17 protein-coding genes, 1 tRNA gene and 1 pseudogene are annotated in these 20,363 nt (G+C 67.1%); 6 read left to right on the plus strand and 13 right to left on the minus strand.

What is annotated here, in order from left to right:
- Nucleotides 1–7: 7 nt before the first annotated feature.
- The 12 genes and pseudogenes from nuoL to MSPGM_RS04840 form a co-directional block, all read right to left on the minus strand.
- Nucleotides 8–2,110 (minus strand): annotated as a pseudogene (gene nuoL / locus MSPGM_RS04785) (NADH-quinone oxidoreductase subunit L); the annotation flags it as partial.
- 58 nt (nt 2,111–2,168) lie between these two features.
- Entirely contained in the window at nt 2,169–2,474 is a 306-nt protein-coding gene (gene nuoK / locus MSPGM_RS04790; RefSeq protein WP_003598182.1) for an NADH-quinone oxidoreductase subunit NuoK, read from the minus strand.
- Between the two features lie 5 nt (nt 2,475–2,479).
- Nucleotides 2,480–3,100, minus strand: coding sequence for an NADH-quinone oxidoreductase subunit J (locus tag MSPGM_RS04795; RefSeq protein ID WP_003598184.1), 621 nt, complete (start codon nt 3,098–3,100; stop codon nt 2,480–2,482).
- Nucleotides 3,101–3,309: 209 nt separating this feature from the next.
- The gene (gene nuoI / locus MSPGM_RS04800; RefSeq protein ID WP_003598186.1) at nt 3,310–3,798 is read right to left on the minus strand and encodes an NADH-quinone oxidoreductase subunit NuoI; all 489 of its coding nucleotides are present in this window, start codon (nt 3,796–3,798) and stop codon (nt 3,310–3,312) included.
- An 84-nt stretch (nt 3,799–3,882) separates the two neighbouring features.
- Nucleotides 3,883–4,905 (minus strand): NADH-quinone oxidoreductase subunit NuoH, encoded by a 1,023-nt coding sequence (nuoH, locus tag MSPGM_RS04805; RefSeq protein WP_003598188.1) that lies wholly within the window; start codon nt 4,903–4,905, stop codon nt 3,883–3,885.
- Between the two features lie 12 nt (nt 4,906–4,917).
- On the minus strand, nt 4,918–6,984 hold the full coding sequence (nuoG, locus tag MSPGM_RS04810; RefSeq protein ID WP_003598190.1) for an NADH-quinone oxidoreductase subunit NuoG: 2,067 nt from the start codon (nt 6,982–6,984) through the stop codon (nt 4,918–4,920).
- 34 nt (nt 6,985–7,018) lie between these two features.
- Nucleotides 7,019–8,320: an NADH-quinone oxidoreductase subunit NuoF gene (gene nuoF / locus MSPGM_RS04815; protein ID WP_003598192.1), complete on the minus strand. Its 1,302-nt coding sequence runs from the start codon at nt 8,318–8,320 to the stop codon at nt 7,019–7,021.
- 10 nt (nt 8,321–8,330) lie between these two features.
- A complete protein-coding gene (nuoE, locus tag MSPGM_RS04820) occupies nt 8,331–9,569 on the minus strand; it encodes an NADH-quinone oxidoreductase subunit NuoE (protein ID WP_003598194.1) in 1,239 nt (412 codons plus the stop codon).
- A gap of 18 nt (nt 9,570–9,587) precedes the next feature.
- On the minus strand, nt 9,588–10,778 hold the full coding sequence (locus MSPGM_RS04825; RefSeq protein ID WP_003598196.1) for an NADH-quinone oxidoreductase subunit D: 1,191 nt from the start codon (nt 10,776–10,778) through the stop codon (nt 9,588–9,590).
- Nucleotides 10,779–10,789: 11 nt separating this feature from the next.
- Nucleotides 10,790–11,449 carry an NADH-quinone oxidoreductase subunit C gene (locus MSPGM_RS04830; RefSeq protein ID WP_003598198.1) on the minus strand — a complete coding sequence of 220 codons (660 nt, stop codon included), beginning with the start codon at nt 11,447–11,449 and terminating at the stop codon, nt 10,790–10,792.
- 11 nt (nt 11,450–11,460) lie between these two features.
- On the minus strand, nt 11,461–12,048 hold the full coding sequence (locus tag MSPGM_RS04835) for a NuoB/complex I 20 kDa subunit family protein (RefSeq protein WP_003598199.1): 588 nt from the start codon (nt 12,046–12,048) through the stop codon (nt 11,461–11,463).
- A 52-nt stretch (nt 12,049–12,100) separates the two neighbouring features.
- A complete protein-coding gene (locus MSPGM_RS04840) occupies nt 12,101–12,466 on the minus strand; it encodes an NADH-quinone oxidoreductase subunit A (RefSeq protein WP_003598200.1) in 366 nt (121 codons plus the stop codon).
- 529 nt (nt 12,467–12,995) lie between these two features.
- Here MSPGM_RS04840 and MSPGM_RS04845 point away from each other — a divergent pair.
- Both MSPGM_RS04845 and MSPGM_RS04850 read left to right on the plus strand, forming a co-directional pair.
- Nucleotides 12,996–13,072 (plus strand) — tRNA-Asp (locus MSPGM_RS04845).
- Nucleotides 13,073–13,296: 224 nt separating this feature from the next.
- On the plus strand, nt 13,297–13,785 hold the full coding sequence (locus MSPGM_RS04850) for a CAP domain-containing protein (protein ID WP_003598202.1): 489 nt from the start codon (nt 13,297–13,299) through the stop codon (nt 13,783–13,785).
- A 45-nt stretch (nt 13,786–13,830) separates the two neighbouring features.
- Here MSPGM_RS04850 and MSPGM_RS04855 read toward each other — a convergent pair whose 3' ends face one another.
- Nucleotides 13,831–14,277, minus strand: coding sequence for a pseudoazurin (locus tag MSPGM_RS04855; protein ID WP_012752226.1), 447 nt, complete (start codon nt 14,275–14,277; stop codon nt 13,831–13,833).
- Between the two features lie 295 nt (nt 14,278–14,572).
- Here MSPGM_RS04855 and carB point away from each other — a divergent pair, with 295 nt between their 5' ends.
- The 4 genes from carB to MSPGM_RS04875 all read left to right on the plus strand — a co-directional run bounded on the left by carB (nt 14,573) and on the right by MSPGM_RS04875 (nt 20,299).
- Nucleotides 14,573–18,046: a carbamoyl-phosphate synthase large subunit gene (gene carB / locus MSPGM_RS04860; protein ID WP_003598206.1), complete on the plus strand. Its 3,474-nt coding sequence runs from the start codon at nt 14,573–14,575 to the stop codon at nt 18,044–18,046.
- Between the two features lie 136 nt (nt 18,047–18,182).
- The gene (greA, locus tag MSPGM_RS04865) at nt 18,183–18,659 is read left to right on the plus strand and encodes a transcription elongation factor GreA (RefSeq protein ID WP_173390180.1); all 477 of its coding nucleotides are present in this window, start codon (nt 18,183–18,185) and stop codon (nt 18,657–18,659) included.
- Between the two features lie 4 nt (nt 18,660–18,663).
- Nucleotides 18,664–19,164, plus strand: coding sequence for a hypothetical protein (locus MSPGM_RS04870; protein ID WP_003598208.1), 501 nt, complete (start codon nt 18,664–18,666; stop codon nt 19,162–19,164).
- 10 nt (nt 19,165–19,174) lie between these two features.
- On the plus strand, nt 19,175–20,299 hold the full coding sequence (locus MSPGM_RS04875) for a mitochondrial fission ELM1 family protein (protein ID WP_003598210.1): 1,125 nt from the start codon (nt 19,175–19,177) through the stop codon (nt 20,297–20,299).
- The last annotated feature ends 64 nt before the right edge of the window (nt 20,300–20,363 follow it).

A 20,363-nucleotide genomic window follows, 5' to 3' on the forward strand; every position in this document is an offset into this window, starting at 1 on the left:
CAGTGGGTCCCCCAGGCACGCCGGAGACGAGGTACCACGTGATCAGGCCGGCGACCCCGACGAGCATCACGAAGGCGTAGTGGTAGACGTAGCCGGTCTGGAGGCGGACCACGCCGCGGGTGATGTCCACCACCCGGGCCGAGATGCCGTCGGGGCCGAGGCCGTCGATGACGCGCCCGTCACCCTCCTTCCAGAGGAACAGGCCGAAGTTCTTGGCCGGCCGGACGAAGATCCGGTCGTAGATCTCGTCGAAGTACCACTTGTTGAGCAGAAAGCGGTACAGGATCGGCTGCGACTCCGCGAGGCGATGCGGCAGGTCGGGCCGGCGCAGGTACATCCAGAAGGCCAGCAGGAAGCCGAGCACCAGCATCACGAAGGGCGAGGCGGCGACCCAGCCCGGCGCATCGTGGATCTTGTGCATGATGTCGTTGCCGGACCCGTGCGGGAGCGCGTTGCCCCAGAACTTGTCCATGTCGTGCCCGATGAAGCGCTCCTTGAAGATCAGGCCGGCGAAAAGGGCGCCGAAGGCCAGGATCGCCAGCGGAATCGTCATCACGAGCGGGCTCTCGTGCGGCGTGAGGGGCGCGTGATCGTGATGCTCGACCGCGCTGTGCGAAGCGGGTTCGACGTCGTGACCGTGATCGTCGTGGGCGACACCCTCGTGGTGCCCCGGCGCGCCGTCGGCTTCATGCGCGGTGGCCGCGTGGACGTGGTCGTGCGCCGCATGCGCGTGATCGTCATGCCCGTGTGCGCCGTGCGCGACCCAGCGCTGCGGTCCCTCGAAGGTGAGGAAGAACAGGCGCCAGGAGTAGAACGAGGTCATCAGCGCGGCGATCACGGTGGCGAGGAACGCCAGCACGTGGCCCGGGCGGTCCGACATGTAGGCCGCCTCGATGATCGCGTCCTTCGAGTAGTAGCCGGAGGTGAAGGGGAAGCCGATCAGCGCGATCGTGCCGATCGTCATCATCGCCGTGGTGAAGGGGATGTAGCGGCGCAGGCCGCCCATGTTCCGCATGTCCTGCTCGTGGTGCATCGCGTGGATGACCGAGCCGGCCCCGAGGAACAGCAGCGCCTTGAAGAAGGCGTGGGTGAAGAGGTGGAACACGCCCGTGGCGTAGGCGCCGACGCCGAGGCCGACGAACATGTAGCCGAGCTGCGAGCAGGTCGAGTAGGCGATGACCCGCTTGATGTCGTTCTGCACGAGGCCGACGGTGGCCGCGAAGAAGGCGGTGATGCCGCCGATGACCGTGACGACGGTGAGCGCGGTCGGGGCCAGCTCGAACAGCGGCGACAGGCGCGCGACCATGAATACGCCGGCCGTCACCATGGTGGCGGCGTGGATGAGGGCCGAAACCGGGGTCGGGCCCTCCATCGCGTCGGGGAGCCACGTATGCAGCAGGAACTGCGCCGACTTGCCCATCGCGCCCATGAACAGGAGCAGGCAGGCGAGCGTCAGGGCGTGCCAGTCATGGCCGAGGAAGTGGAAGGTCGCGTCCTTCAGCTCCGGGGCCTTGGCGAAGATCGCGTCGAAACCGACCGAACCCGTCAGGACGAAGACGAGGAAGATGCCGAGCGAGAAGCCGAAATCGCCGACGCGGTTGACGATGAAGGCCTTCATCGCCGCGGCGTTGGCGGAGGGCTTCTCGTACCAGAAACCGATCAGCAGGTAGGAGGCGAGGCCGACGCCCTCCCAACCGAAGAACATCTGCACGAGGTTATCGGCCGTCACCAGCATCAGCATGGCGAAGGTGAACAGCGACAGGTAGGCGAAGAAGCGCGGCCGGTGCGGATCCTCGTGCATGTAGCCGATGGAGTAGAGGTGCACGAGGGTCGAGACCGAGGTCACGACCACCAGCATCACCGCGGTCAGCGTGTCGACCTTGAAGGCCCAATCGACCACGAGGTCGCCGGCGGTGAACCACTGGGCGACGGGCACGGTCTCGGCGCGGCCGTCGCCGGTCACGAGGAAGAAGGCGCCCCAGGACAGCAAAGCTGCGAAGGCGAGGCAGCCCGTCGTCACGAGCTCGCTCATCCGCGCGCCGATGAACCGGCCGAACAGGCCGGCGATCAGAGCGCCGATGAGCGGGAAGAAGACGATCGCGTGATACATGGGTCGGTCGTGCCTCGCAGCAGGCGGACGAAGGGTCGGGGCTCTCTTGGAGGGAGCGTCAGCCCTTCATCATGCTCACGTCCTCGACGGCGATGGAGCCGCGGTTGCGGAAGAACACCACCAGGATCGCGAGCCCGATCGCGGCCTCGGCCGCGGCGACCGTCAGCACGAACAGGGCGAAGACCTGTCCGGTGATGTCGTTGAGGTGGGTCGAGAAGGCGACGAGGTTGATGTTCACGGCGAGCAGGATCAGCTCGACCGACATCAGGATGACAATGACGTTCTTGCGGTTGATGAAGATGCCGAGCACGCCGAGCGTGAACAGGATCGCGGCAACCGTCAGGTAGTGGCTCAATCCGATCATCGGCCTCAGACCTCCACGCCCTGCCGCGAGGGCACCTTGATGGTATCGACCGCCATGCCTTGCGTGCGGGCGTTCTGCACGGCGATGTTCTGGCGCTTCACGCCGGTGCGCTCGCGCAGGGTGAGCACGATGGCGCCGATCATCGCCACCAGCAGGATCAGGCCGGCGATCTGGAAGGCGTAGACGTAGTCCGTGTAGAGCACCCGCCCGAGCGCCTCGGTGTTGGTCGCGGTCTCGCCGTGGGCGGCGCGGCCGAGCGGCGCCTGCACCAGGCCCGGATCGATGGTCCAAGTGCCGACGACGAGGACCAGCTCGATCAGGAAGATCGCGCCGATCAACCCGCCGATCGGCAGGTAGCGCTGGAAGCCCTGGCGGAGGGCGGCGAAGTCCACGTCGAGCATCATCACGACGAAGAGGAACAGCACCGCGACGGCGCCGACATAGACGACGACGAGGATCATCGCCAGGAACTCGGCGCCCATCAGCACGAACAGCCCGGCGGCGTTCACGAAGGCGAGGATCAGGAACAACACCGAGGTGACGGGGTTCCTGGCTGCGATCACCATGAAGCCCGAGGCCACGGCGAAGCCCGCGAAGAGATAGAAGAAGGCGGCGGCTGCGGTCATGCGATTTTCAGCATCGGCCGCCCAAGCGAGCGGCTCCCTTCTGCCTCGGTGGACCCTCGGCCGCAGGCGGCGGCCCGTCTAGCGCATCGAGAGCGAGGCGCTAGGTTCCTGTTTCCGCATCGTCTTTTTCCGAGGGCCGGAAGCCGCCGTTCGGGACGATGCTCTATAGAACTGGGCTGTGCGACGCACAACCGATGTCGGCGGCCGAACTAGCGGTAGGGCGCGTCGACCGCGATGTTGCGGGCGATCTCGCGCTCCCAGCGATCGCCGTTCTCGAGGAGCTTCTGCTTGTCGTAGAGCAGCTCCTCGCGGGTCTCGACCGAGAACTCGAAGTTCGGCCCCTCGACGATGGCATCGACCGGGCAGGCTTCCTGGCACATGCCGCAATAGATGCACTTCACCATGTCGATGTCGTAGCGCGTGGTGCGCCGCGTGCCGTCGTTGCGGCGCGGCCCCGCCTCGATGGTGATGGCCTGGGCCGGGCAGATCGCCTCGCAGAGCTTGCAGGCAATGCAGCGCTCCTCGCCGTTGGGATAACGGCGCAGGGCGTGCTCACCGCGGAAGCGCGGCCCGCGATGGCCCATCTCGAAGGGGTAGTTGATCGTGGCCTTCGGCTTGAAGAAGTATTTCATGGCGAGGACAAACCCCGACACGAACTCCTTCAGGAGAAGGCTTCTGGCGACCTGATCGAGCTTCACGGCGCGATCTCCAATTCTGGTCGCCTTCCTTAGCGAGCGGGTGACCGGCTCGCGTGAAGGAAATGCGACCTCACAAGGGACGGGTCAGGCTCCCGGCGCGAGGCCGGTGAGCTTGAGGACGAAGGCGACGACGATGACCGAGATCAGGGACAGCGGAAGGAAGACCTTCCAGCCGAGCCGCATGAGCTGGTCGTAGCGGTAGCGGGGCACCATGGCCTTCACCATGGCGATCATGAAGAACAGGAAGCTGGCTTTGAGCGTGAACCAGATCACGCCGGGCACCCAGGTGAAGGGCACGAACGGGATCGGCGAGAGCCAGCCGCCGAGGAACAGGACCGTGCCGAGCGCGCACATGGTCATGATCGCCACGTACTCGCCGAGCATGAACAGCAGGTACGGCGTCGAGGAATACTCGACCATGTAGCCCGCCACGAGTTCCGATTCGGCTTCCGGCAGGTCGAAGGGCGGGCGGTTGGTCTCGGCCAAAGCCGAGACGAAGAACACGCCGAACATCGGGAACAGCCAGAGCCAGTACCAGCCGAACAGGCCGAGCGCCGTGTCCTGCGCCATGACGATGCGCGAGAGGTTGAGCGAGCCGGCGCAGAGCAGCACGCAGATGATGACGAAGCCGAGCGAGACCTCGTAGGAGATCATCTGCGCCGCCGAGCGAAGCGCGCCGAGGAAGGCGTATTTCGAGTTCGAGGCCCAGCCGCCCATGATGACGCCGTAGACGCCGAGCGAGGAGATCGCGAAGATGTAGGTGATGCCGACATTGATGTCGGCGATCGCCCAGCCGTCGGCGAGCGGGATCACCGCCCAGGACGCCAGCGCCAGCATCGCGAAGACCAGCGGCGCCAGCAGGAAGATCGCCTTGTTGGCGCCCGCCGGGATCACCGGCTCCTTCAGCACGAACTTCAGCAGGTCGGCAAAGGACTGGAACAGGCCCCAGGGCCCGACCACGTTCGGGCCGCGGCGCAACTGCACCGCCGCCCAGATCTTGCGGTCGGCCAGCAGCGCGTAGGCGATGAAGACGAGGAGCGCGGCGAGGAGCACGAAGCTCTTCAACGCGATCAGGAGGACGGTGCCGAGCACTTCCCAGAAGGTCATCGGTGGCGTCCCCTATTCCGCCGCTTCGAGGGCGCGACCTCGGGCGAGGCCGGAACACTCGGCGAGCACCCGCGAAGCGCGGGCGATCGGGTTGGTGAGGTAGAAGTCGGCGACCGGCGAGGAGAAGGTCGCCTTCTCCGTCGCGGCCGGCAGTGCGGCAAGCCGATCGAGCATGGCCGCCGCATCGGACGGCTCGACCTGTCCGACCGCCGCGAGATGCGGATGGGCGGCATACATCGCCTTACGCAACGCAGCGAGAGAATCGTAGGGCAGGCGCTTGCCGAGCACGTCGGACAGGGCGCGCAGGATCGCCCAATCCTCGCGGGCGTCGCCCGGCGGGAAGCCGGCGCGGTTGGCCATCTGCACCCGGCCTTCGAGGTTGACGTAGGTCGCGCTCTTCTCGGCGTAGGCAGCGCCCGGCAGGATCACATCGGCGCGGCTCGCGCCGGCATCGCCGTGGGTGCCCTGATAGATCACGAAGGCGCCCGGCCCGATCACCCGCTCGTCGGCACCGAGGTTGAACACCACGTCCAGCGCGCCCGGCTCCAGCATTTGCGAGAAGCTCAAGCCCCCCTCCCCCGGCACGAAGCCGAGATCGAGGGCGCCGACGCGGGCAGCGGCGGTGTTGAGCACGCCGAAGCCGTTCCAGCCGTCGGTCACCGCGCCGACATCCTTCGCCAAAGCGGCGGCGGCGGCGAGCGAACCGAGCCCGCCCTCGCCGACGATGACGAGCGGACGCTCGGCTTGTCTCAGCACATCGAGGAAGCTGTGCTCCCCCTTGGCGATCGAGGCCAGCGTGTCGGTGCCGGCGCCGAGATAGGTGTAGGGGTAGGTCAGGTCCGGCTGCTCGTCGAGGATCAGCCCGATCGAGACCGGAGCCATGCGCCAGCGCTTGCGGATGCGCACGTTGAGCAGCGAAGCCTCGGTGCGCGGGTTGGCGCCGACGATCAGGATCGCGTCCGCCTGCTCGATACCGGGGATCGTCGCGCCCAGCGTGTAGGCGGCCCGACCCCAGGCCGGATCGATCGCCTCGCCGGTCTGGCGCGCGTCGAGATTGGTGACGCCGAGCGAACCCATCAGCGCCTTGAGAGCGAAGATTTCCTCCGCACCCGCGAGGTCGCCGACGAGCGCGCCGACGCGCTTGGGATCGGCGCCCTTCACCTTGGCGGCAATGGCCGAGAACGCCTCCCCCCAGGAAGCGGGACGCAGGCGGCCGTTCTCGCGCAGGAATGGGCGGTCGAGGCGCTGCAGCCGCAGGCCGTCGACGACGTGGCGGGTCTTGTCGGAGATCCACTCCTCGTTGATCTCTTCGCTGATCCGCGGTTCGATCTGCATCACCTCGCGGCCGCGGGCATCGATGCGAATCGCCGAGCCGACCGCATCCATCACATCGACGGACTCGGTCTTGTGCAGCTCCCACGGACGCACGTTGTAGCTCTGCGGCTTGTGCACCAGCGCGCCGACGGGGCAGAGGTCGGCGACGTTGCCCTGAAGCTCCGAGCCCATCGCCTCTTCGAGGTAGCTGGTGATCTCCATGTCCTCGCCGCGGCCGATGGCGCCGAGATCCGGCACGCCGGCCACCTCCGCGAGGAAGCGGACGCAGCGGGTGCAGTGGATGCAGCGGTTCATCGCCGTGCGCACCAGCGGGCCGATATACTTCTCCTCGACCGCCCGCTTGTTCTCGCTGTAGCGGGTCGAGTCGACACCGTAGGCCATCGCCTGATCCTGCAGGTCGCAATGGCCGCCCTGGTCGCAGATCGGGCAATCGAGCGGGTGGTTGATGAGGAGGAACTCCATCACCCCCTCACGCGCCTTCTTCGTCGTTCCCGAACGGGTGAGAACCTCCGGCGGCTCGCCGTTCGGTCCCGGTCGGCAATCCTTCACTGCGTAGGCGCAGGAGGCCACGGGCTTGGGCGCGCCCTTCAGCTCGACCAGACACATGCGGCAATTGCCGGCGATCGACAGCCGCTCGTGGAAGCAGAAGCGCGGGATCTCCGCGCCCGCGATCTCGCAGGCCTGAAGCAGGGTGTAGTCGGCCGGAACATCGACCTCGGTGCCGTCGATGAGGATTTTGGTCATCGGGTCATCTCGAAGGTGAGCATCGGGGCGGCACTCACTCCGCCGCCATCGGCACCGCATCCATGTGCGGGTTGGCGCTGTACTGGTCGATCCGCTTCTCGATCTCGGGGCGGAAGTGCCGGATCAGGCCCTGGATCGGCCATGCCGCGGCGTCGCCCAGTGCGCAGATCGTGTGGCCCTCGACCTGCTTGGTGACTTCCAGGAGCATGTCGATCTCGCGCTTCTGCGCCCGGCCGGCGGCCATGCGGGTCAGCACGCGCCACATCCAGCCGGTGCCCTCGCGGCAAGGCGTGCACTGACCGCAGCTCTCGTGCTTGTAGAAGTACGAGATGCGGGCGATCGCGCCGACGATGTCGGTCGATTTGTCGAGCACGATCACCGCTGCGGTGCCCAGCCCCGAGCCGAGGTTGCGCAGGGTGTCGAAGTCCATCTTGGCGTCGATGATCTGCTCGGCCGGCACCAGCGGCACCGAGGAGCCGCCGGGGATGGAGCACAGCAGGTTGTCCCAGCCGCCGCGCATGCCGCCGCAATGCTTATCGATCAGCTCGCGGAAGGTGATGCCGAGCTCTTCCTCGACGTTGCAGGGCTTGTTGACGTGGCCCGACACGCAGAACAGCTTGGTGCCGGTGTTGTTCTTGCCGCCGAGGCCGGCGAACCACGCGCCGCCGCGGCGCAGGATGGTGCCGGCCACCGCGATCGATTCGACGTTGTTGACGGTCGTGGGGCAGCCATAGAGGCCCATATTGGCCGGGAATGGCGGCTTCAGCCGCGGCATCCCCTTCTTGCCTTCCAGGCTCTCGATGAGGGCTGTTTCCTCGCCGCAGATGTAAGCGCCCGCGCCGTGGTGGACGTAGATGTCGAACGGGTAGTCGTGGATGTTCGACGGCCCGACGAGGCGCGCCTCGTAGGCCTCGTCCACCGCGCGCTGGAGGGCGAACTTCTCCGCCACGTACTCGCCGCGGATGTAGATGTAGCAGGCATGCGCGCCCATGGCGAAGGAGGCCAGCAGGCAGCCCTCGATCAGAAGATGCGGATCGTGCCGCATGATCTCCCGGTCCTTGCAGGTGCCCGGCTCCGATTCGTCGGCGTTGACGACGAGGTAGTGCGGGCGCCCATCCGACTTCTTGGGCATGAACGACCATTTGAGGCCGGTGGGGAAGCCTGCGCCGCCGCGGCCGCGCAGGCCGGAGCCCTTCATCTCGTCGATGATCCAGTCGCGGCCCATGTCGAGGAGGAACTTGGTTCCGTCCCAGGCGCCGCGCTTCTTCGCGGCCTCAAGCCCCGGCGAGTGCAGGCCGTAGAGATTGGTGAAGATGCGATCCTGATCGGCGAGCATGATCCGCTCCTCAGCCCCTGCTGCCGGCGAGATCGGACGCCTGTCCGACCCAGTTTTCCCGGTCGATCCGTCCCGGGAAGGCGAGGTAGGCGCTCACCCAGGCAACTTCCGGCGGCGACCAGGCGGCGACCTGATCGTAGTGCCAGACGCCGAGATCGTTGAGACGGCGCTGGTTGATCGGGCCGATGCCCTTGATCTTGGTCAGGTCGTCCGGACGATCGTCTCGCGGGGTATCAAGCCCCTTCGGCCGGGTGCCTGCGGCGTCGGCGCGAGCCTCCGGGTTCTCGCCCTCGGGGACGTCGTCGCCGGCACCGACCGTCGCCGGATGCTGAGGCGGCTCGGTGCGAAGGACCTTGTCCTCCACGACGGCCGGATCCTGGCTGGGGGCCGCCTTCGCGTCGCGGGCCTGCGCCTCGTCCTCGGGCTTCACCGGAGTCTGACCGGCGCTGGCCCGCTCGGCGGGCGCATCGACGGCGTTCGACTCGTTGGCGCGCCCGGCCGAGGGACGGGCCGGCTTGGTCTCGTCCTTGACGCGGGCCTCGGTCGAGGCGGCCTCGTCCTTCTTGACGCTTTCCCCGCCCTGGTCCGCGCCCTCGGTCTGCTCGAAGCGCTTGCGCCAGGCACCGACGCGGGAGCCGTCGAACAGGCTCTCGTCGGTCAGGGTGTTGACCGCATCCTTCGGCTCGGAGGACACTCGGCCGATCTGCGAACCGACCTTCACGGGGCGGCCGGCGGCGAGGTCGTCCATGAGCTTGTTCAGGCTCTCGGGCGTCAGATCCTCGTAATAGTCCTGGTTGATCTGCACCATCGGCGCGTTGCAGCAGGCGCCGAGGCACTCCACTTCGAGCCAGGAGAAGTTGCCGTCCGCCGTCACTTTGCCGGAGGGGCCGAGGCGCTCGTGGAGCGAGGCCTTCAGCTCCTTCGCCCCGCAGCAATCGCAGGGCACGGTGCCGCAGACCTGGATCCAGAACCGGCCGACCGGCTCCAGCGCGAACATCGTGTAGAAGGTCGCGACTTCGAGCACGCGGATATGCGGCATGCCGAGTTCGTCGGCGACCGCCTCGATCGCCTTCTGCGGCAGCCAGCCGCCGTTCTGCTCCTGCGCCTTCCACAGCAGCGGGATGACGGCGGAGGCCTGCCGGCCCTCCGGATATTTCGCGATCTGGCCGCGCGCCCAGTCAGCGTTCTCGGGCGTGAACGCAAAGTCCTGGGGCTGCTCGGCGGCGGGGGCTAGCCTGCGGTTGGCCATGACGTTCGACCCGTCTCCTCAGCGGTCCACTTCGCCGAACACGATGTCGAGCGTGCCGAGCACGCAGGACACGTCGGCGAGCAGGTGGCCGCGGCACATCCAATCCATCGCTTGAAGGTGGGCGAAGCCCGGAGCGCGGATCTTGCAGCGGTAGGGTTTGTTGGTGCCGTCGGATACGAGGTAGACGCCGAACTCGCCCTTGGGGGCTTCGACCGCGGCGTAGACTTCGCCCTCGGGCACGTGGAAGCCCTCGGTGTAGAGCTTGAAGTGGTGGATGAGCGCTTCCATCGAGCGCTTCATCTCCCGGCGCGGCGGGGGCGCGAACTTGCCGTCGATCGAGGCGATCGGGCCCTGACCGGCGGGCTCGCGCAGCTTGGCCACGCATTGCCGCATGATCTTCACGGATTCCCGCATCTCTTCCATGCGGATCACCTGGCGATCGTAGGTGTCGCCGTTCTTCCCCACGGGGATGTCGAACTCCATCTCCTCGTAGAGTTCGTAGGGCTGCGACTTGCGCAGATCCCACGGGATGCCGGAGCCGCGCACCATCACGCCGGAGAAGCCCCAGGCCATGGCCTCGTCCACCGAGACGATGCCGATATCGACGTTGCGCTGCTTGAAGATGCGGTTGGCCATGACGAGGTTGTCGAGATCGTCGACCACCTTCAGGAACGGGTCGCAGAACGCCTCGATGTCGTCGATCAGCGCGGGCGGCAGATCCTGATGCACGCCGCCGGGCCGGAAGTAGTTGGCGTGGAGCCGAGCGCCCGATGCGCGCTCGTAGAAGATCATCAGCTTCTCGCGCTCCTCGAAGCCCCACAGGGGCGGCGTCAGCGCGCCGACGTCCATCGCCTGCGTGGTGACATTGAGGAGGTGGGAGAGCAGCCGCCCGATCTCGCAGAACAGGGTGCGGATGAGCTGAGCCCGGCGCGGCACCTCGATGCCCGCGAGCCGCTCGATCGCGAGGCAGAAGGCGTGCTCCTGATTCATCGGCGCGACGTAGTCGAGCCGGTCGAAATAGGGCGTCGCCTGGAGGTAGGTCTTGTGCTCGATCAGCTTCTCGGTGCCCCGGTGAAGGAGCCCGATATGCGGATCGACCCGCTCGACCACCTCACCGTCGAGTTCGAGCACGAGGCGCAGCACGCCGTGCGCCGCCGGGTGTTGCGGCCCGAAATTGATCGAGAAGTTGCGGATGTTGTGTTCGGTCATCGCCGCAGCCTTCAGCTCGACGTCTTCTCGTCGCCGGGGAGCACGTAGTCCGTGCCCTCCCACGGCGACAGGAAGTCGAAGTTGCGGAACTCCTGGGTCAGCTTGACCGGCTCGTAGACGACGCGCGCCTCGTCCTGATCGTAGCGGACCTCGACGAAGCCGGTCAGCGGGAAGTCCTTGCGCAGCGGATGGCCCTCGAAGCCGTAATCGGTGAGCAGCCGGCGCAGGTCGGGATGGCCCGAGAATAGGATGCCGTAGAGGTCGTAGGTCTCGCGCTCGTACCAGTTGGCCGCCGGGAAGACCGGAATTGCCGAGGGCACCGGGGTCGCGGCGTCGGTCTGCACCTTCACGCGCACCCGCATATTATGACGCAAGGAGAGCAGGTGGTAGACGACGTCGAAGCGGCGCGCCCGCTGCGGGTAATCGACGCCGCAGATGTCGATGAAGCAGCGGAAGGCGCAAGCCGGCTCGTCGCGCAGATAGGTCAGCGCGTAGACGATGTCGCTGCCCTGGACGACGAGCGTCAGCTCGCCGCGGGAGATGGCCCATTCGGTGACCGCCGGGCCGAGCGCTCCGGCGATCCGCTCGCCCATGGCCCGCAGGGCGTCCTCGCCTTGAGGGGCCGCGACGGTGCGGCGAAGCGTGATGCCATTGGTGGTGATGGCTTCCATCGCGCCCTCCCTCACCGCTCGATCGTGCCGATGCGGCGGATCTTCCGCTGCAGCAGCAGGACGCCGTAGAGCAGGGCCTCGGCGCTCGGCGGGCAGCCCGGCACGTAGATATCCACCGGCACTACCCGGTCGCAGCCACGCACCACCGAGTAGGAGTAGTGGTAGTAGCCGCCGCCGTTGGCGCAGGAGCCCATGGAGATGACGTAGCGCGGCTCCGGCATCTGGTCGTAGACCTTGCGCAGGGCCGGGGCCATCTTGTTGGTCAGCGTGCCGGCGACGATCATCACGTCGGATTGCCGCGGCGAACCGCGCGGCGCGAAGCCGAAGCGCTCGCAATCGTAGCGCGGCATCGACATCTGCATCATCTCGACCGCGCAGCAGGCGAGACCGAAGGTCATCCACATCAGCGAGCCGGTACGGGCCCAGTTGATGAGCTCGTCGGCGCTGGTGACGAGGAAGCCGCGATCCGCCAACTCGTCGTTGATCGACAGGAAGGTCGGATCGTTCGCGCCGATCGGACGCCCCGTCGCGGGATCGATGATCCCTTTGGGCGCCGGCGCGATGTCGGGCGCGCGGGAGAAGGTCGGAGTCAGGGCCATCTCTGCCTCTGAGCGAGAGCGGGAGGGAAACGACGCGGGAAGAACCGTGCCGCTAGTCCCATTCGAGGGCGCCCTTGCGCCACTCGTAGACGAAGCCGACGGTGAGAACGCCGAGGAAGATCATCATCGACCAGAAGCCGAACCAGCCGAGTTCCCCGAAGGTGATCGCCCAGGGGAACAGGAAGGCGACCTCGAGGTCGAAGATGATGAACAGGATCGCCACGAGATAGAAGCGCACGTCGAACTTCATGCGCGCGTCATCAAAGGCGTTGAAACCACACTCGTAGGCTGAGAGCTTTTCCGGATCGGGGCTCGAATAGGCCACGATGAAGGGAGCAATCAGCAGCGCCACTGCAATGAACAGCGACACGCCGAGGAAAATGATGAGCGGCAGGTAATCCGCCAATAGGCCGGTCATGCCGCACCTCTCATGTGGTTGCGCGTGAGGATCATGAACGACGGCCCTCGCGACGGCTTCCGGCCCGTGGAATCCCTCGGATGGAATTCCTCCAATGCCAGACTGAGCGCGGGCGAGGCTTAGACGAGCCCCCCCGCGAAACAAGGGCATTGCGCGTCGCACAATCACCTCATTGGCTGACAGATGGGGGTATCCGTGCACCGGACCACAGGACGGATCGGCGCATGCCCCTGCACGGTTGAGCATCGCCATCTCATCCCCGTCGCTTCCTCGACCACCAATCCTGGCATTTGGCATACCAGAGCCATGGGTCGCAAGCACGGCGCGCGGCTGTGAAGAAGTGCCCACACCGTACTCCACGGACGCTCTGGCGCGATGCGCCTGTCCTCCTTCAACGTTTCGGGCCGTGTTTTCGCGAACCGTCGCCGGATCGTCGTATTTCCCCAAACCGTCGCTTGACAGCTCGGGGCGCCCCACATAAACCCCGCCTCGTCGCCGACACGAGCCCAGCCGGCCGGCGACGCAGAACGCGGGCGTAGCTCAGTTGGTTAGAGTGCCGGCCTGTCACGCCGGAGGTCGCGGGTTCGAGCCCCGTCGCCCGCGCCATGTTCCCGATGTCGATCCGACCGGGAAACCTGAACTCCACAATCCTCAGACAACCGACACGCTTCTTTGAGCGGTGAACGCGCGATTTCGCCTGCCTTGTCCGGCGTGACCGATGCGCCACAAGCCGCGCGATGTGGCGGGTCCGAGCTGCGGGCGCCCCGGTTTCGCCGCAACGGCCAGGGAAGCGGGCGCATCCGACTCACGCTGCAGCCCTCACCCCTCCGATGCCGAATCTGCGCCTGTCCGCCGCCGCGGCCCTCGTCACCCTGACACTGGCCGGCTGCGGAGGATCACCCGTTCTCGATGCGGGCGTACCGGCCCTGCCGGTGATCCTCGACGAACAGGCCGCCGCCGCTGCGATCTCCCGCTATAGGGCGCAGCATGGGCTGAGCGCCGTCGTCATCGATTCCCGTCTGATCACCGCGGCCTCGTTCCAGGCACAAGCCAATGCCCGGGCCGGGCGGCTCAGCCACGAGATCGCCGGAAGCTTCGACAGCCGCATGGCGGGCGTCGGTTTCGGCCGGCGCTACGCCTCGGAGAACCTGAGCGCGGGGTCCGAGACCTTCGATCAGGTGCTCGCCCGCTGGAAGGCGTCGCCCGAGCACAACCGCAACATGCTGATGCCGCAGCTCCGGCGCGTCGGCATCGCCCGGTTCGATGCTCCAGGAACGCGTTACAAGCGCTTCTGGGCGCTGGTGATGGCCGGCGATTGAGGTGAAGCGGCCCGAGCCCCGACGCGGCCGGGCCGCCCATCACCGCTACTGAATCTGCGCGAAGAGCGGATCCAGGCGCTTCTGCGTCAGCTTGTTGTGCTGAACACTCTTGGCGGCTTCTAGGTTGTCGCGCTTGTCGCCGACGACCACGAGGGCGACCATCCCCATCATGTAATGCGGCGCGCATTTGAAGCCGTAGACGCCTTCCTTGTCGAACTTGACCACGGCTTCCTGACCGACGGTCGTTTTGACATAGTCGGCGCCGTCCGGCGCCATGCCCTTGATCGTCTCGACGTTGTGCCCCTTGTCGGTCGGCAGGAACTTGATGCTGTCGCCGGGCTTCAGCCGCACGAGCGCGGGATCGAACACCATCATCCCGCCTGGCCCGCTATTGAGCATCTTGACCGCCACTTCGTCGGCCGCCGCCGGCAAGGTCGTGGCGATGGCGATGGCGAGCGTGGCGGCAGCGATCAGGGCCCTGAAGATCATCATTCATTTCCTCGTAATAATTCTTAAGATAATCGACGATCATCATCGACATTTACGGAATACCGAGTCTTTTACCGAGTATCAAAGCGATAATTACTTGAGAAATTGAATTATTACACTTTGAAATAGGCTCCCCGAGAAGCAGGGCGGGACTGGATGGGCCGGGCCTTTCAAACCTGCGCGGCTGCGTGTAAACGCAGGGCTTGACGATCATCCCAGCGCCTGCGCCCCCTTGGCGCCGCCTTCGAAATGGCGGTGCGCGAGGGCGAGCGCGCGCGAACTCGCTTCAAGGCGCTCAATGCCGAAACGCACCGACATCTCCTCCATTCTCATCATCGGTGCGGGCCCCATCATCATCGGGCAGGCCTGCGAATTCGATTATTCCGGCACTCAGGCCTGCAAGGCCCTGCGGGAAGAAGGCTACCGGATCGTTCTGGTGAACTCGAACCCGGCGACGATCATGACCGACCCGGACATGGCCGACGCGACCTATGTCGAGCCAATCACGCCGGAGATCGTCGCCAAGATCATCGAGAAGGAGCGGCCCGACGCGCTGCTGCCCACCATGGGCGGACAGACGGCGCTCAACTGCGCGCTCTCGCTCAAGCGCATGGGCGTGCTCGAAAAGTTCGGCGTGCAGATGATCGGCGCGACGGCCGAGGCCATCGACAAGGCGGAGGACCGCAACCTCTTCCGCGACGCGATGACCAAGATCGGCCTGGAGACGCCGAAATCGGCGCTCGCCAACGCCTCGGCTGCCAAGAAGGCCGACCGCGACCGCTATCTCGCCGAGAAGGCGCGCATCGAGGCGGCGCAGTCGGATCCGGCCGTCCGCGCGACGGCGCTCGCCGAATTCGATCGGCAGTGGAGCGGCGGCGAGGGTGACCGGCGGCGGCGCTACATCGAGCACGCGCTGGGCCAGGCGCTGATCGCGCTCGCCGAAGTCGGCCTCCCGGCGATCATCCGCCCCTCCTTCACCATGGGCGGCACCGGCGGCGGCATCGCCTACAACCGGGAGGAATTCCTCGAGATCGTCGAGCGCGGCATCGACGCCTCGCCGACCAACGAGGTGCTGATCGAGGAGAGCGTGCTCGGCTGGAAGGAGTACGAGATGGAGGTCGTCCGCGATAAGGCGGATAACTGCATCATCGTCTGCTCCATCGAGAACGTCGATCCGATGGGCGTGCATACGGGCGACTCGATCACCGTCGCGCCGGCGCTGACGCTCACCGACAAAGAATACCAGGTGATGCGCGATGCCTCGCTCGCGGTCCTGCGTGAGATCGGCGTCGAGACCGGCGGCTCGAATGTGCAGTTCGCGATCGACCCGAAGACGGGCCGGATGATCGTGATCGAGATGAACCCGCGCGTGTCGCGTTCCTCGGCGTTGGCCTCGAAGGCCACCGGCTTCCCGATCGCCAAGGTCGCGGCCAAGCTCGCCGTCGGCTACACGCTGGACGAGATCGCCAACGACATCACCGGCGGCGCGACCCCGGCCTCGTTCGAGCCGACGATCGACTACGTCGTCACCAAGATCCCGCGCTTCGCCTTCGAAAAATTCCCCGGCGCCGAGCCGACGCTCACCACCGCGATGAAGTCGGTGGGTGAGGCCATGGCGATCGGCCGCTGCTTCGCGGAATCCCTGCAGAAGGCCCTGCGCTCGCTCGAGACGGGGCTGACCGGCCTCGACGAAATCGAGATCGAGGGTCTCGGCAAGGGCGACGACCACAACGCGATCAAGGCCGCGCTCGGCACGCCGACGCCGGACCGGCTGCTCAAGGTCGCGCAGGCCATGCGCCTCGGGATCAGCCACGAGGAGATCTACGCCTCCTGCGCGATCGATCCGTGGTTCCTGGAGCAGCTCCAGGCCATCGTCGATCTGGAGAACCGGGTGAAGGCACATGGCCTGCCCAAGACCCCGGGCGCCTTCCGCCAGCTCAAGGCCGCCGGCTTCTCCGACGCGCGGCTGGCCGTACTGACCGACACCGACGAGGACGCCGTGCGCGCCGCCCGCCGAGGCCTGGGCGTGCGCCCGGTCTTCAAGCGGATCGACACCTGCGCCGCCGAGTTCAAGGCGCCAACCGCCTACATGTACTCGACCTACGTCGCCCCCTTCGCTGGCCAGACCTCGGACGAGGCGTACCCTTCGGACAAAAAGAAGGTCATCATCCTCGGCGGCGGCCCGAACCGGATCGGCCAGGGCATCGAGTTCGACTATTGCTGCTGCCACGCCTGCTTCGCGCTGACCGAGGCCGGCTACGAGACCATCATGGTCAACTGCAACCCGGAGACGGTCTCGACCGACTACGACACCTCCGACCGGCTCTATTTCGAGCCGCTCACCGAAGAGGATGTCCTGGAGATCGTCGAGACCGAGCGGCAGGCGGGCACGCTCCACGGCGTGATCGTACAGTTCGGCGGCCAGACCCCGCTCAAGCTCGCGCGCGCCCTGGAGGCCGCCGGCGTCCCGATCCTCGGCACCTCGCCCGACGCCATCGACCTCGCCGAGGACCGCGACCAGTTCAAGCGCCTGCTGGACAAGCTCGGCCTCAAGCAGCCCAAGAACGGCATCGCCTACTCGGTGGAGCAGAGCCGGCTCGTCGCCGCCGAACTCGGCCTGCCCTTCGTGGTGCGCCCGAGCTACGTCCTCGGCGGGCGGGCCATGGCGATCATCCATGACGAGGCGCAGTTCGCCGAGTACCTGCTCGGCACGCTGCCGAGCCTGATCCCCTCCGATATCAAGGCGCGCTACCCCAACGACAAGACGGGGCAGATCAACACGGTGCTGGGCAAGAACCCGCTCCTGTTCGACCGCTACCTGTCGGACGCGACCGAGGTCGATGTCGATGCGGTCTGCGACGGGCAGAGCGTGTTCATCGCCGGCATCATGGAGCACATCGAGGAGGCGGGCATCCATTCCGGGGACAGCGCCTGCTCGCTGCCGCCGCGCACGCTCTCGCCCGAGATCCTCGCCGAGTTGGAGCGGCAGACGAAGGCGATGGCGCTGGCCCTCAAGGTCGGCGGCCTGATGAACGTGCAATACGCGATCAAGGACGGCGCGATCTACGTGCTGGAAGTGAACCCGCGCGCCTCACGCACGGTACCCTTCGTCGCCAAGGTGATCGGCGAGCCGATCGCCAAGATCGCCGCGCGGATCATGGCCGGCGAGCGCCTCGACAGCTTCGGCCTCAAGCCGAAGCGGCTCGACCACATCGCCGTGAAAGAGGCGGTGTTCCCCTTCGCCCGCTTCCCCGGCGTCGACGTGCTGCTCGGACCGGAGATGCGCTCGACCGGCGAGGTGATCGGGCTGGATGCGGGCTTCGGCGTGGCCTTCGCCAAGAGCCAGCTCGGATCGGGCACGGCGGTGCCGCGCACCGGCACGGTGTTCGTCTCCGTGCGCGACGACGACAAGCCCCGCGTGTTGCCGGCGATCCGGCAGCTCGCCGGCCTCGGCTTCACCATCCTCGCGACCGGCGGCACGCAGCGCTACCTGGCGGACGAGGGCATCCCGACCCAGCGCATCAACAAGGTGCTGGAGGGCCGTCCCCACATCGTCGATTCGATCAAGAACGGCGATATCGCGCTGGTCATCAACACGACCGAGGGCGCCGGTGCGCTGTCCGACTCACGCTCCCTGAGGCGGGCGGCCCTCTTGCATAAAGTGCCGTACTACACCACTCTCGCTGGCGCGATGGCGGCGGCCGAGGGGATCAAGGCCTATCTTGAAGGCGATCTTCAGGTTCGCGCCTTGCAGGAATACTTCGCGGCCTAATTAGACGTTCGTGTGCCGGGCGGCCCGCCGACGGAAGCGGGCGGCCCGAGAGCACACAATCGAGAGCCGTTATCCCGGCCCGGAAGGAGCATTTTGCTCCGGCCGGGCCTCTTCATTGTGGCGCGAGACCATGAGCATCGACAAGCTTCCCATCACGGCACGCGGCTACGCAGCCCTCGAGGAGGAGCTGAAGCGTCGCCAGCAGGTGGAACGCCCCCGGATCATCCAGGCGATCTCCGAAGCCCGCGCGCTGGGCGACCTCTCCGAGAACGCCGAGTATCATGCGGCCAAGGAGGCCCAGTCCCACAACGAGGGGCGGGTGCTCGAACTGGAGAGCATGATCGCGCGCGCCGAGATCATCGACACCTCGAAGCTGTCCGGCTCCAAGATCAAGTTCGGTGCCCGCGTGAAGCTGCTGGACGAGGATACCGAGGAAGAGAAGACCTACCAGCTCGTCGGCGAGCCGGAGGCGGATGTGCGCGAGGGCCGCGTCTCGATCTCCTCGCCCATCGCCCGCGCTCTGATCGGCAAGGCCGTCGGCGACACGGTCGAGGTCACGACGCCCGGCGGTGGCAAGTCCTACGAGGTTGTCGCCGTCGAGTGGGGAGCCTGACCCCATGCGCGTCCCCAGCCTCGCGGCCGCGTTCGGCCTCCTGGCCGGGGTCGTGCTCGGCCTCCCGGCCGCGGCGCAGGAATTTGACCGGGTCGGCGGCATCGCCGTCGATGTGCGCCCCCTGCAAGTCTATGCCCGCGGTCCGCAGACGGAGCTTCTGCGCGCGGTTCTGACCGAGGCGATGCAGCGCAGCTTCGGTGACCGCATCGTCCGTGGCGCGCCGACCCTGGTGGTGCGCGTGAGCGGCCTGTCGCTGGCCGCCTATGGCGGTGCGCAGGGCGGCGATCGCAGCAGCCTCGGCGGCAGCGGCACGACGGACTATCTCGACGGCGAGGCTGTGCTGGTCGGCCGTGGGGGCGAGATCCTCGCGCGCCATCCCCAGCTTTCGGCCCTGCCCGCGAGTTCCGGCGGCGCGTGGTACGATCCGGCCTCCGAGCGGCGGCGGGTCGCGGCCCTTGCCGAGCACTACGCGCAGTGGCTGCGGCGCAGGCTCCCGGCCCAGTAGGCCGGGTTTGGTGGGATCGAAGGTTTTGCGTCGCGTGAACGAACAGGGGCCGGTGCAAGGGCGGGCGCAAGCGCCGGTGAAGCCCGACGATAGCGTACCGCCGGAGCTCGCGCGGGCCCGCGTCTGGATCCTCACCGACGGCAAGGCCGGCGACGAGAACCAGTGCATCGGCATCGCCGAGGCGCTCGGCCTCGCCTATGAGACGCGGCGGATTCCGGACGGACGCCCCCTGACCTGGATGGCCCCGTGGGGGCCGATCGACCCGCGGGACGCGCCGGGCCGGGCCGGCGGCCTGCTGCAAGGCCCGCTTCCCCATCTCCTGATCGCGTCGGGGCGGCGTGCCGTGCCCTATCTGCGCGCCGTGCGCCGCGCCTCGGACGAGAAGACCTTCACGGCCTTTCTCAAGGACCCGCGCACTGGCCACGATACGGCGGACTTCATCTGGGTTCCCGACTACGACGATCTGCGCGGCCCCAACGTCTTCACCACGCTCACCGCGCCGCACCCCGTCTCCCGCGCCCGGCTCGACGCCGCCCGCACGACGCCTGACCCACGTCTCGCGCGCCTGCCCTGGCCACGCATCGCCGTGCTCATCGGCGGGGACAGCCGGCATCTGCGTTACCGCAAAGCCGACATGCAGCGGCTCGTGCGCGATCTCACCAAGCTCGCCGAGGGCGGCTGCTCGCTAATGCTGACGGTGTCCCGGCGCACGCCGCCGGACCTGCGCAAAGCCCTCGAGGACTTGGTGAAGGACAAGGGCGGCTTCTTCTGGGACGGCAGCGGCGAGAACCCGTACGTCGGCATGCTGGCGATCGCCGACCACATCGTCGTCACCTCCGATTCCGCCAACATGGTGGGCGAGGCCGCGAGCACCGGCGTGCCCCTCCTGCTGTTCGACCTGCCGCGTACCTATATCCGCCACCGGCGGATGTTCGCGGGTCTCGCCATGGCCGGCGCGCTGAAGCCGTTCATCGGGCGCCTGGAGGCGCTGCGCTACGCCCCGATCGACGCGACGCCGGAGATCGCGGCGGCGCTGGCGGAGGGTTACCAGCGGCATCGCGCGCGCTTGGCCGGGGAGGTAGCGGCGGTGCCGCGCCCGGCCGAACCGACGCCTGCCCCGCGCGGACCGTTCTGAGACGGCACCGGGACGGGCTGTTTTCCCCGCGTCCTCCGCTTTGGGAAGAAATTTTTGGCTTCCT

This window comes from Methylorubrum sp. GM97, assembly GCF_024347855.1.
Taxonomy (GTDB): Bacteria; Pseudomonadota; Alphaproteobacteria; order Rhizobiales; family Beijerinckiaceae; genus Methylobacterium; species Methylobacterium extorquens.

What these genes read in the sequence shown, in the direction of transcription:
- carB (WP_003598206.1), top strand. Translation starts at nt 14,573, where the DNA reads ATGCCGAAACGCACCGACATCTCCTCCATTCTCATCATCGGTGCGGGC.
- nuoG (WP_003598190.1), bottom strand. Translation starts at nt 6,984, where the DNA reads ATGACCAAAATCCTCATCGACGGCACCGAGGTCGATGTTCCGGCCGAC.
- nuoE (WP_003598194.1), bottom strand. Translation starts at nt 9,569, where the DNA reads ATGGCCAACCGCAGGCTAGCCCCCGCCGCCGAGCAGCCCCAGGACTTT.
- MSPGM_RS04850 (WP_003598202.1), top strand. Translation starts at nt 13,297, where the DNA reads ATGCCGAATCTGCGCCTGTCCGCCGCCGCGGCCCTCGTCACCCTGACA.
- nuoH (WP_003598188.1), bottom strand. Translation starts at nt 4,905, where the DNA reads ATGACCTTCTGGGAAGTGCTCGGCACCGTCCTCCTGATCGCGTTGAAG.
- MSPGM_RS04795 (WP_003598184.1), bottom strand. Translation starts at nt 3,100, where the DNA reads ATGACCGCAGCCGCCGCCTTCTTCTATCTCTTCGCGGGCTTCGCCGTG.
- nuoF (WP_003598192.1), bottom strand. Translation starts at nt 8,320, where the DNA reads ATGCTCGCCGATCAGGATCGCATCTTCACCAATCTCTACGGCCTGCAC.
- nuoK (WP_003598182.1), bottom strand. Translation starts at nt 2,474, where the DNA reads ATGATCGGATTGAGCCACTACCTGACGGTTGCCGCGATCCTGTTCACG.
- MSPGM_RS04830 (WP_003598198.1), bottom strand. Translation starts at nt 11,449, where the DNA reads ATGGAAGCCATCACCACCAATGGCATCACGCTTCGCCGCACCGTCGCG.
- MSPGM_RS04855 (WP_012752226.1), bottom strand. Translation starts at nt 14,277, where the DNA reads ATGATGATCTTCAGGGCCCTGATCGCTGCCGCCACGCTCGCCATCGCC.
- MSPGM_RS04825 (WP_003598196.1), bottom strand. Translation starts at nt 10,778, where the DNA reads ATGACCGAACACAACATCCGCAACTTCTCGATCAATTTCGGGCCGCAA.
- MSPGM_RS04870 (WP_003598208.1), top strand. Translation starts at nt 18,664, where the DNA reads ATGCGCGTCCCCAGCCTCGCGGCCGCGTTCGGCCTCCTGGCCGGGGTC.
- MSPGM_RS04835 (WP_003598199.1), bottom strand. Translation starts at nt 12,048, where the DNA reads ATGGCCCTGACTCCGACCTTCTCCCGCGCGCCCGACATCGCGCCGGCG.
- MSPGM_RS04840 (WP_003598200.1), bottom strand. Translation starts at nt 12,466, where the DNA reads ATGACCGGCCTATTGGCGGATTACCTGCCGCTCATCATTTTCCTCGGC.